The sequence below is a fragment of the Lentibacillus jeotgali genome (assembly GCF_000224785.1).
Taxonomy (GTDB): domain Bacteria; phylum Bacillota; class Bacilli; order Bacillales; family Amphibacillaceae; genus Lentibacillus; species Lentibacillus jeotgali.
On the sequence record NZ_AGAV01000015.1, the window covers coordinates 97,662 to 109,887 of the forward strand.

11 protein-coding genes are annotated in these 12,226 nt (G+C 42.7%); 7 read left to right on the forward strand and 4 right to left on the reverse strand.

What is annotated here, in order from left to right; all coding sequences use genetic code 11:
• Positions 1-126: 126 nt before the first annotated feature.
• The 4 genes from ON01_RS11995 to ON01_RS12010 are packed head-to-tail and all read right to left on the reverse strand — an operon-like array spanning position 127 to position 2,714.
• Positions 127-744, reverse strand: coding sequence for an ATP-binding cassette domain-containing protein (locus ON01_RS11995; RefSeq protein ID WP_010531289.1), 618 nt, complete (start codon positions 742-744; stop codon positions 127-129).
• A gap of 16 nt (positions 745-760) precedes the next feature.
• On the reverse strand, positions 761-1,438 hold the full coding sequence (gene modB, locus ON01_RS12000; RefSeq protein WP_010531290.1) for a molybdate ABC transporter permease subunit: 678 nt from the start codon (positions 1,436-1,438) through the stop codon (positions 761-763).
• A gap of 12 nt (positions 1,439-1,450) precedes the next feature.
• Positions 1,451-2,221, reverse strand: coding sequence for a molybdate ABC transporter substrate-binding protein (gene modA / locus ON01_RS12005; protein ID WP_010531291.1), 771 nt, complete (start codon positions 2,219-2,221; stop codon positions 1,451-1,453).
• Between the two features lie 10 nt (positions 2,222-2,231).
• The gene (locus tag ON01_RS12010) at positions 2,232-2,714 is read right to left on the reverse strand and encodes a DUF1189 family protein (protein WP_010531292.1); all 483 of its coding nucleotides are present in this window, start codon (positions 2,712-2,714) and stop codon (positions 2,232-2,234) included.
• Between the two features lie 433 nt (positions 2,715-3,147).
• Here ON01_RS12010 and ON01_RS12015 point away from each other — a divergent pair, with 433 nt between their 5' ends.
• The 7 genes from ON01_RS12015 (at position 3,148) to yycF (ending at position 12,217) form a co-directional block, all read left to right on the forward strand.
• On the forward strand, positions 3,148-4,095 hold the full coding sequence (locus tag ON01_RS12015) for a YybS family protein (protein ID WP_010531293.1): 948 nt from the start codon (positions 3,148-3,150) through the stop codon (positions 4,093-4,095).
• 27 nt (positions 4,096-4,122) lie between these two features.
• A complete protein-coding gene (locus tag ON01_RS12020) occupies positions 4,123-6,096 on the forward strand; it encodes a DHH family phosphoesterase (RefSeq protein ID WP_010531294.1) in 1,974 nt (657 codons plus the stop codon).
• Positions 6,093-6,539, forward strand: a complete 447-nt coding sequence (gene rplI / locus ON01_RS12025) for a 50S ribosomal protein L9 (RefSeq protein ID WP_010531295.1) — start codon at positions 6,093-6,095, stop codon at positions 6,537-6,539. Before ON01_RS12020 ends, rplI begins: the two co-directional genes overlap by 4 nt.
• Before the next feature lie 54 nt (positions 6,540-6,593).
• A complete protein-coding gene (gene dnaB, locus ON01_RS12030) occupies positions 6,594-7,967 on the forward strand; it encodes a replicative DNA helicase (RefSeq protein WP_010531296.1) in 1,374 nt (457 codons plus the stop codon).
• A 237-nt stretch (positions 7,968-8,204) separates the two neighbouring features.
• On the forward strand, positions 8,205-9,491 hold the full coding sequence (locus tag ON01_RS12035; RefSeq protein WP_010531297.1) for an adenylosuccinate synthase: 1,287 nt from the start codon (positions 8,205-8,207) through the stop codon (positions 9,489-9,491).
• A gap of 305 nt (positions 9,492-9,796) precedes the next feature.
• Entirely contained in the window at positions 9,797-11,233 is a 1,437-nt protein-coding gene (locus tag ON01_RS12040; RefSeq protein ID WP_010531298.1) for a M23 family metallopeptidase, read from the forward strand.
• A gap of 279 nt (positions 11,234-11,512) precedes the next feature.
• Positions 11,513-12,217 (forward strand): response regulator YycF, encoded by a 705-nt coding sequence (gene yycF, locus ON01_RS12045; protein WP_010531299.1) that lies wholly within the window; start codon positions 11,513-11,515, stop codon positions 12,215-12,217.
• Positions 12,218-12,226: the final 9 nt, after the last annotated feature.

Consider the following 12,226-nt stretch of genomic DNA (forward strand, 5'->3'; position numbering starts at 1 on the left):
TCATCATTTGTGAATCGGGTTTTTAATAGCTTGATAAAGGGGTTTGTCTTAAAATTCCTTGTATACTCGACTTTTTAACGTGGGGGTCTTACTGCCCATTACAGGATAATTTTGCCTGGAGCGATTTTAAATAACACGTTTCCCGTTGTCTATCTTCAGTAGCTGATCACCAAGTTTTTCTGCCTCTTCTTTATCATGTGTAACAAGAATGATCGGTATATTCCATGATTCGTGGAGCTGTTGTAATTCATGCTGACATGCCAGCTTTGTATCATAATCCAGTGAGGAAAATGGCTCGTCCAGAAGCAGCGCCTCAGGCTTTGTCATTAAGGCACGTATTAGCGCGACACGCTGTTTTTCACCGCCGGATATTTGGTGGGGGTAGTTGTCAAGCAAATGGTCAATACCGATCATATTGACAAGGCGACTGAGTAATCGCTCATCTCTGCCGCCGTATCGTATATTTTTCTTCACTGTCATGTGCGGAAATAAAGCATAATCCTGAAACAAGTATCCGATTCGGCGTTTAGGTGTGGGCACATGTTTCGCTTTGCCATGATAAAGCTGTCGTCCATTCAGTGTGATTTGGCCGGCATCAGGCTGATTGAGGCCGGCAATGCAATTAAGAATGGTTGTTTTCCCGGCTCCTGATGGACCGAATAGAACAGCGATTTCACCGTCTATTTGCAATTGGACATCAAGCATGTATGATTTTAATTTTTTCTGTATATCAATTGAAAGCATGAAGAATCCCTGCCAGTCATTTATCACTTGTAAACCGCAAAATATTGCGTTCGCTCCACCAATTCAGCCATAAAATGGCACTAAGGCCGATAATCAGAATACTGATTACCCAAAATAATGCTGCCTCATTATTGCCGGATTCAGCTGCAAAATAGATGGCCAGGGGTATGGTTTCCGTCCTGTTCGGAATATAGCCGGCAATCATGAGTGTTGCCCCGAATTCCCCTAGCGCTCTGGCAAACGTTAAAACCAAACCCGCCAATAACCCCGGCCATGCAAGCGGAAACGAAATTGTCCAGAACACCCGCCATTTGGAGGCCCCCATTGTCAGTGCGGCATTTTCAATATTCCGGTTGTATCTTTGAAAAGAAGCGGCGGCGCTCTGGTACATAAGTGGAAAGGCTACGACTATGGCCGCTATAACAGCACCTGTCCACGTAAAAACAATTTGAACGCCAAACCATTCCGAAAGCCATTTTCCAATGATGCCGTTGTTTCCGAATAAATAAAGGAGTCCAAATCCGACAACAGTGGGCGGCAGTACTAACGGCAGCATCAATATTGATTCAAGCAGACGTTTACCCGGAAAGCGGCTCCGTGTAATGATCCTGGCGAGAAAGACACCTGTTACAAATACTATGAGCGTTGCAGTTCCGGCGGTTTTTAGTGATAATATTAACGGAGTCATGTTCATATGCCTACCCCTTTAGCCTTCAAATCCGTTCTCCTGTAAAATAGATTGGGCCTTATCTGACTTCAGAAACTGAATAAATTCCTGAGCATCTTCCTTTGCTGTGCTTGTTGCAGGAACTGCTGCCGGGTAATGAATTGGCTCATGAAGTGAACCATCAATCGCGAATACTTTCTTAACCAAATCAGACCGCTTGAAGTCACTGTTATAAACAATACCGAAATCTGTATTTCCTGATTCTACATATGTAAGTGTCTGCTGAGCATTGTTGGTATAAATTAACTTATTTTCAAATTCATCCCAAATGCCACTTTCGGTCAATGCCTGTTTAGCATAATTACCTGCCGGCACACTGTCGGGGTTGCCAATTGCTATTTGGCCCACTTCCAAGTCCGGTAAATCACTCAATTGACTGGCAGAGATGGATTTATTCCGGCTTGACACCAGGACAAGGGTATTTTGGGCAAAATTAGTTCGTGTATCAGCAGTAATCGCTTCCTTCTGAGCAAGTCTGTCCATCCATTGTTGACTGGCCGAAAGGAATACATCGACCGGGGCGCCTGACTGAATTTGCTGGGAAAGCTTGCCTGACGCGCCGTAATTTAGTGTTAATGTGATATTCTGATGCTCTGATTCAAAGGCATTTTTTAGTTCGGAAAGTGTTTCGGATAAGCTGGATGCGGCTGCTACCAGTAATTTAGTATCGTCGTCGGATTGTTCCCCACCTGAACAGCCTGCAAAAAATGTGATGCTGATAATGACAAAAGCAAACATGAATTTCCGCATAATAAGACTCCTATTTTTGTTTTCTCCGCTTTGGAAAAACAGTGATGATTTTGATCATGAATAGAAATGTATACAGGATAAATAAACCTGTCAGCACTTCATTAATCGGGATGAAGAATGCTAATATTGTATACAGCAACAATGGAATTGTCGTTGTATAAACAACGAGTTTCCATAAAGTTGGAAATTTAAGTTTCCGTTTTAGCAGTTTGGCAATACCCGCCCCAATATAGGCGATCAGCGAGACGAGCAAAAATATAACAATATTCAATGGCAGGTAATAAAATATAAAAAAGTAAATGGACAATAAAAGCCAATTAACCCCTGTACCGGCGCCTGTTGTCAGTTGCTCCATCAATGATGGAACGGAGGCAAGCAGCAGAAGGCCAAACAAGTACAGGACTGCTATGTCCATGCCGATCCGGTTTAGCGCAAATATTGCCTGCCTGTTGGGCAATTTAAGACTATTTATGAACGTACGCCAAAATTTCACACTTTTCATCTCCGGTTATGTTATCATAAAATGTCTGGTGATAGAGGAAGATTAACACCAAATCTACCTCAAATGTCATTACGTACCTATAATAAAAATACCATTAATAACATAAATTGACTATGAATATTCTCTGAATTCTAATCTTCGACATATTTCCCGAAATTATTTCCCGGGAAATATTGAGCTTGTCCCGTATGTAATGGGCAGTAACCGGCTAAGGAACGTCGGCTAACTGTCCATAAATGCCCGATTCTGTTTAACTAACAATCAGTGGAAAAAAGCGTTCCACTGATCGAAGTTTCACTTTATGTTATTTCTGATACCAAATGCTGCAGAAATCATGTTATCATATAACAATGAGGTGATAACCCTGCATGGGTAAGATTAAAATTAACGCAATCAATTTAGATGAATTAAGAGGGTGCAATCGATGAACCAATCAAGACAGCTGACAGACGGCGCACTACTAACAGCGATATTTATGATATTAATGCTGATTGCGACATTTGTTCCTATTATCACATTAATCGCTACGTTTTTGCTGCCCGTCCCTTTTATTTTATTTGCTTCCAGATATGACTGGAAACCATCGATTGTTATGCTGATAGCTACTTCTATTCTATCGGCATTGCTTACTTCCATTTTTTCCTTGCCTCTCCCGATATTAATGGGACTCGGCGGAATTATGATTGGGAGTGCTATTTATCATAGGCTTTCTGCATATGAAACATTGGCGCGCGGAACAATTGGATTTGTTATTGGCTTAGTGTTTATATTTATTTTTAGCCAATATGTATTTCAGGTCAATTTGGTAAATGAAATGAATAACATGATTGAACAATCGATTACAATGAGCCAGGACGTCATGAATCAAATAGGCATTGAAGAGCTATCTGAAGAGCAGATGGACATGTTAACCGAACAATTTGGTATGCTTACGGATCTTTTGCCTGTGCTCATAGCGATTGCGGGGTTGCTACTTGCATTTATCAGTCAATGGATAAGTTACAAGGTGATCAGCCGAATCGATAATAAACAGTTGCAATTTCCGCCGTTTCGAATGCTGCGTATGCCAGTTTCATTGATTTGGATTTACTTCTTTTCACTGATCATGACATTTTTTGGTCTTAACGAGGACGGCATGGTTTACCTCGCCGTTAATAATGTTTTGATGCTTGTTGGGATCTTAATGACATTACAAGGGTTTTCGTTTATCTTCTATTATGCCTATGTCAAACAGATGTCGAAAGCATTGCCGATTGCAAGTGTTGCACTGACGGTATTTTTGCCATTTTTCCTCCTTTACCTTGTGCGTCTATTGGGTATAATTGATATAGGCTTTTCCTTGAGAGATCGCATTTCCAATGATAAAAAGTGAGCGGGAGTTCAGGTAGGAGCTGATGATATGCAGGATTTTCAAAGAAAGCGACTATTAAGCAGTCACCTGTGGGTGGTTTATTCACTATCTGTCATACTGCTTGGCTTTATTTGGTTTTTTCACTGGACAATCGGTCTGGTTTTAACCCTTTTGCTTGGTGCATCATTGTACTTTAGCATTTATGCAGAAAAAAAAAGACGAAAGGATACAGAAAAGTATATTGCAACGCTCTCCCATCGCGTAAAACGTGTCGGTGAAGAAGCGCTGCTGGAAATGCCGATCGGGATTATATTATTTGATGAAGACTATAATATTGAATGGGCTAATCCTTATATGAACCATTTGACAGAAAATGAGACGCTCGTTGGGAAATCGCTCAATATGCTCTCGGATGATCTTGTATCCAAAGTTAAAGAGAACGATAATGAAATATGGCTTGATCTGGAAGGCTATCACTTTCAGATTTCCATCAAAAAAAACGAGCGCCTTTTGTATTTGTCAGACCGTACCGTACAATCCGACATTCAGTCACGTTACGTTAACGAGAAAGCCGTCATTGCCATCATATTTCTCGATAACTATGAAGAAATCACACAAAACATGGATGACACACTGAAGAGTCAATTAAACTCCAAAGTAACCTCTGTCCTGAATAGTTGGTCGAATGATTATGGCATTTATCTGAAACGTACGTCCCAAGATCGGTTTCTGGCAGTCTTAACAAAGGAAACGCTTGACCAGCTGGAAAAATCGAAATTCGACATTCTGGATGAAGTACGCGAGCTAAATGCCGAACAGAATATACCAATTACATTGAGTATTGGAATAGGGGTGGGGGACAGCACGCTGCCTGATCTTGGTGAAATGGCCCAGTCAAGCTTAGATTTAGGGCTTGGACGCGGTGGTGATCAGGTTGTCATTAAAGATGATGCTGGTAAAGTCCGATTCTACGGCGGGCGCACCAATCCGATGGAAAAACGCACACGGGTCAGGGCACGTGTTATTTCCCATGCCCTGAAGGATCTGGTTCAGGGAAGCGATAATGTCATTGTCATGGGACATAAGTCACCCGACATGGATTCAATTGGTGCGGCAATCGGTATCTTAAATATCGTTAAAGCCAATAATGTGGAAGGCTACATTGTCCTTGACCCGGATGATGTTGATACGGGTGTCTACAGGCTGGTTGAAGAACTGAAGGAAGAAGAAGAGCTGTGGCAGCACTTCATTGAACCGGAAGAATCGGAAGCCCTGGTCACCAGCAGAAGTCTCATTGTGGTTGTGGACACACATAAGCCAAGCATGGTTGCCAATGAGAGATTGTTAAACAGGGCAGAATATAAAGTCGTGATTGACCATCACCGCCGTGCAGAGGAATTCGTTGATGACCCAACCCTTGTTTATATGGAACCATATGCATCGTCGACGGCAGAATTGGTGACAGAACTGCTTGAATACCAGCCGAATAATTTAAAGCTGAAAATGCTGGAAGCAACAGCATTGCTGGCAGGGATCATTGTCGATACAAAAAGCTTTACACTGAGAACAGGATCGCGAACATTCGATGCTGCTTCTTATCTTCGCTCAAAAGGTGCAGATACAGTGCTGGTGCAGCGATTCATGAAGGAAGACCTGGATATTTATATTAAACGAAGCAAATTGATTGAACGAGCAGAAATATATCATGATACAGTTGCCATATCTAAAGGGCAGCCCGGTGAATCCTATGGTGGTGTACTGATCGCTCAGGCAGCGGACACCTTGCTGACGATGAGCGGTATTAATGCATCATTTGTCATTTCTGAGCGAAAAGATGGGCGAATCGGAATAAGTGCCCGATCACTTGGTGATGTGAATGTGCAGGTTATCATGGAAAAAATGAACGGAGGTGGCCACTTAACAAATGCCGCCACGCAAATTGAAGATACAACAATTGAAGATTCGGAAGCATTGCTGAAAGATATATTAGAGGAATATTTTACTGGAGGGGAAACCGAATGAAAGTCATATTCAAGCAAGATGTCAAAGGAAAAGGTAAAAAAGGTGATGTGAGAAATGTTTCAGATGGTTACGCCCGAAACTACCTGCTGAAAAATAACCTGGCTGTAGAAGCGACACAAGGTAATATGAAAGCTTTAGAAGCAAAGAAGAAAAAAGAGCAGCAGCAAGCGGATGAAGAGAAGAAAGAAGCGGAACTTCTGAAAAACGAACTCGCTGATGCGACAGTTGAGATTTCAGCAAAGTCAGGCGATAGCGGCCGGTTGTTCGGGTCCATCACATCAAAGCATATAGCAGATGTGCTGAAACAGGATTATGACTACAAAATCGACAAACGAAAAATCGAATTGGATAACCCGATCCGTACACTTGGCTACACGAATGTGCCTGTGAAGCTGCATCCGGAAGTTACTGGGACCATTAAAGTTCATGTTGTGGAGAAATAAAGGGCATGGCTTTTCCAATACCTTTGAAGAATCTCTCCATGAGGGGGGACGACAATGAGTGAACTTTGGAATGATCGCACACCACCGCATAATATCGAGGCCGAACAGGCTGTAATTGGTGCTATCTTTTTGGAGCCCGACTCACTTTCTTCTGCCGCAGAACGGTTAATGCCCGATGATTTTTACCGGGCCAGTCATCAGCGCATATTTGATACGATGCTGAAACTGGTGGATAAAGGCGAACCGATTGATCTGGTGACGGTGACAACATCACTGTCCAACGAGAAAAAACTGGACGAGGTCGGCGGGGTTGCATATTTATCGGATTTAGCCGGCAGCGTCCCAACAGCAGCAAATATTGCCTACTACAGTAAAATTGTTGAAGAAAAGGCAGTACTCCGACGGCTGATTAGGACAGCAACAGACATTGTGACGTCAGGCTTTTCCAATGAAGATAATGTGGAAGAAGTTTTAAATGAAGCGGAGAAGAATATTCTCGAAGTCTCAGGTCAAAAAAATACCGGAGCATTTAAGGCGATTAAAGACGTTTTGATTGATGTTTACGATAATATTGAACAGCTTCACCATCATGATGGCGATGTGACCGGAATACCAACTGGTTATCGTGATCTGGACCAAATTACGTCGGGGTTCCAGCGCAACGATTTAATTATTATTGCAGCACGCCCGTCGGTTGGTAAAACAGCTTTTGCCTTGAATATTGCTCAAAATGTTTCCATAAATACTGACGAAAACGTGGCGATTTTCAGTCTGGAAATGGGAGCTGATCAGCTGGTTTCGCGTATGCTCTGTGCGGAAGGCAATATTGATGCCCAGCGGTTGAGGACAGGAGAGCTTGAACCTGATGACTGGAGCAAATTGACAATGGCGATGGGCAGTCTGTCTAATGCGGGGATTTATATCGATGACTCCCCCGGTGTTCGTGTCAGTGAGATCCGGTCAAAGTGCCGGCGATTAAAACAGGAGCACGGTCTTGGCATGATTCTGATCGACTATTTGCAGCTTATCCAGGGAAGCGGCAATTCCCGGGAAAACAGACAGCAGGAAGTTTCAGAAATATCCCGGGCCCTTAAAGCTCTCGCACGTGAACTGAATGTGCCGCTGATCGCTTTGTCACAGCTGTCCCGTGGTGTTGAGGCAAGGCAGGATAAACGCCCGATGATGTCGGACTTGCGTGAGTCCGGAAGTATTGAGCAGGATGCTGATATTGTCGGATTCTTATATCGTGATGATTACTATGACCAGGAATCAGAAAAGCAAAATATTATTGAAATCATCATTTCCAAACAGCGTAATGGACCGGTAGGCAATGTCGAGCTGGCATTTGTAAAAGAATACAATAAATTTGTCGATCTGGATCATCGTTATTCGGACAGTGATGTACCGCCAGTGCCTGTTCAGGCTTAAGCAGCTTCAAAAGAGGAAGCTGCTTTTTTCTTTTTGGCTCTGTTGATGCTGGTTTTCAGATTTTAAAAGAATTTTATTATACCTCCGACACAGATTTAACTGCCAATAATACGAACATTATCGTGTGAATTTGGTCTATTATTCGCTTTTATTTTTGACACCAGCTGTATTTATTGATAAACTAACGCTGTTAATAAGGAAAAAGCAAATGTTAATATACATGGAGGTGCACTATCTATGTCCTCAGTGGTAGTGGTAGGAACGCAATGGGGCGATGAAGGCAAAGGGAAAATTACAGATTTTTTATCACAGAATGCTGAAGTTGTGGCACGTTATCAGGGCGGGAACAACGCAGGTCACACGATTAAATTTGATAATGCGACATATAAATTGCACTTAATCCCATCTGGTATTTTTTTCGGCGATAAAACGTGTGTACTTGGAAATGGTATGGTAATTGATCCAAAAGCATTTGCAGAGGAAATCAAATATTTGCATGACCGCAATATTTCAACTGACAATCTGCGTATCAGTAACCGGGCACATGTTATTTTGCCGTATCACTTAAAGCTGGATAAACTCCAGGAAGAAGATAAAGGCGACAACAAGCTCGGAACAACGAAAAAAGGAATCGGCCCTGCTTACATGGATAAAGCGGCCAGAAGCGGTATCCGGGTTGCGGATTTACTTGATAAAGAAACATTCCGCACGAAACTTGAACAAAATTTGCGGGAAAAGAACCGTTTATTTGAGAAAGTTTATGAAGTGGACCCGATTGAAATTGAGGATATTCTGGACGAGTATTATGAATACGGACAGCAAATGGCTGAATACGTGTGTGATACATCGGTTGTTTTAAATGAGGCGCTTGACGGCGGACGCCGGGTATTGTTTGAAGGCGCACAGGGCGTTATGCTCGATATTGACCAGGGGACATATCCATTCGTCACCTCCTCCAATCCAATCGCTGGCGGTGTCACCATCGGTTCGGGTGTCGGCCCGTCGAAAATCAATCACGTTGTGGGTGTATCAAAGGCTTATACAACACGTGTTGGAGACGGACCGTTCCCAACTGAGCTACATGATGAGGTCGGAGAACAGATCCGTGAAACCGGCAATGAGTATGGGACGACAACAGGTCGCCCGCGCCGTGTCGGCTGGTTTGACAGTGTCGTTGTCCGTCATGCCCAGCGGGTGAGCGGTATTACCGATTTGTCGATCAATTCACTGGACGTTTTAACCGGCATTGAAAGACTGAAAATTTGTGTGGCCTACAAGTATAAAGGTGAAATCATCCATGAATTCCCGGCAAACTTAAACAAGCTGGCAGAGTGCGAGCCCGTTTATGAGGAAATGCCCGGTTGGAATGACGATATAACGAACGTGACAAGCATCCATGAACTCCCGGAAAATGCCCGTCATTACCTTGAGCGGATTTCACAGCTAACTGAAATTGGTCTATCAATCTTTTCGGTTGGACCGGATCGCACACAGACAAATATTGTCAGAAGTGTATACAGCTAGACAACAAAGAGGCCCCTGCCAGGCTATAGGCGGGGGCTTTTACTTTGGCAGCTATTCATAAGCCAGTAGCCGTTAAAAGGCTTGTAACATAGATGTAAAAACAAAGGAAATTTGATAAATAAAATGTCAAAATAATGCAATCAATAGCCTGTTCCCCCCCATGAAAGGATAAAATTTCATGCGATTATACAATTGCATTACATCTGGTCGATCCCCGTTTTTTACCGAAAAAAACTATGGTAGATTGTTACGTGCAATCGAGAAAGATTAAATAGAGACATATGAGGTCATGAGGGGGGACAGTCTTGCATCAGGAACATATAAAAACGCCAGAAGGCCCTAAGAGACTGTCGGGTATACTGAGGAAAATCGGCCTGGCAGTATGCATTGGACTTTTGCTGACAGTAACCACAGCCTATGCAGATGATAATTTGAAAGAGGTTTATCATGTTTATGTCGATAACGAACATATCGGTAAAATAGATGATAAAGCTGTTGTTAAGAATGTGATAGATGCCAAAGTCACTGAAAAAGAAAAAGACCATGACGGGGTGTCCATGACAATTGGTGAAGAAGTCTCATTTATTTCGGAACGTGTCTTCAACCCGGGTTACAATAACCGCAACGTCAAAAAGCAGCTGAACGATACTCTGTCGGTAAAAGTGGAAGCGGTCGAACTGAAAATAGCCGGCAAATCCATTGGGTATTTTAAAGATAGGAAAGCTGCTGAAAATGTCTTGAAGAAGTATAAAGCAAAATACATAGATGAAGACGTGCTTAACGAGCTCTCAGCTAAAGAAATCAGCAATACATCGCTCGAAGTGGGTGACTCCCTTGTAACAGATGTCACGTTGTCGGAAGATGTGACGTTTTCCAGACAAGCAGTGGCTCCGTCGGATGTTATGACTAAAAAGCAGGGGTTAAAGAAGCTTGAAAAAGGAAAACTGGAAGATAAAGTGCACAAAGTCAGTGAAGGCGAAGTACTTATTGATATAGCTGATAAACACGATTTATCCGTTAACGACATACTTGATTTAAATGATAACCTGAAAAAAGATTCAGTCCTGCAAATCGGTCAGGAAGTCCATGTGAAGGACTACAAGCCATTTGTCGATGTTATTGTAAAGAAGAAAGAATTAAAAGAAGAAACAATTAACTATAAAACAAAAGTGACGACATCAGATGACCTGTACAAAGGTGACAAAGAAGTGAAGCAAGAAGGAGAGAAAGGTCAGAAAGAAGTCCGTTATAACCTTGAACTAAAAAATGGTACGATCACAAATAAAGAAACCGTGAATGAAAAAACCACCAAAAAACCAAGAAAGAAAATCGTCGTCAAAGGCACTAAAGTCATCCCGTCACGCGGCACAGGTGAACTGCACCGGCCAACCCTTGGCGGCCATGTAACCAGCGAAGCCGGTGAGCGTTGGGGATCGACACACAAGGGAATTGATATAGCAGGACCGAGCGACCGCTCTATATTGGCTGCGGATAATGGAACTGTCGTCTCAGCTGGCTATAATAACGGCGGTTATGGAAATAAAATAGTTATCAATCATAACAATGGGATGAGAACCGTTTATGCGCACCTGTCATCTATCAATGTCAGCTCCGGAGAAACGGTAGAGAAAGGCAGCAAAATCGGTGTGATGGGTTCTACTGGTAATTCAACCGGTGTTCACCTGCACTTTGAAGTTTATAAAAACGGAGCACTAAAAAACCCGCAGGACTATCTGAATTAAATATTACCGTAAGAGGTCGAAGCAAAAGTATTAAGGTAAAGAATAATCCGAACGATGATTCAAATTTCTTCTGATAGATTTCGAATCAGTTCGGATTTTTTATTGTAAAACGGTGTTCCATGTAAACCAGCGAATGCGAAAAGAGCTTTCAGTAAAGATTCGATCCTCTAATTTCCGTCTATAACAAAAGACATTTTAGTAAAAGTACGATAAAATGGACAAAGGAGTATGAAAAAGTGCGTGTTCGATTGAAACAATGCTAAAAAGGAAGTGATAGTAATGGCTCAAAAAATACTGGTAGTCGATGATGAACAACCGATAGCAGATATTTTAAAATTCAATCTTGAAAAAGAAGGCTATGACGTTATCTTGGCATATGATGGCGATGAGGCAATCAGACAAGCTAATGAAGAAATGCCGGACCTCATTTTACTTGATATCATGCTTCCAGGCAGAGACGGCAATGAAGTCTGCCGGGAAATCCGCAAGACCCAGTCCATGCCAATTATTATGCTGACAGCAAAAGATGCGGAAATTGATAAAGTACTGGGGCTTGAGCTTGGCGCAGATGATTATGTGACAAAACCGTTTAGTAACCGGGAAGTGATTGCCCGTGTGAAAGCAAATATCCGCAGACAGCAGCAAATTCCTGATGATGCTGTCCAGACAACAAAGAATATTGAAATTGGGCGCCTAGTGATTCATCCGGATGCGTATGCCGTAACACGTGACGGGGTGCAGTTGGAGCTGACCCACCGTGAGTTTGAACTGCTTCATTATCTTGCACGTCACATCGGTCAGGTGATGACCCGTGAGCATTTGCTTGAAACTGTGTGGGGCTATGATTACTTTGGTGATGTCCGGACCGTTGACGTCACAATCAGACGTCTCCGTGAAAAGATTGAGGAGAATCCAAGCAACCCGATGTGGATTGTAACGCGGAGGGGCGTTGGTTATTATTTGCGTAATCCTGAACAGGAGTAGGTCCATCTG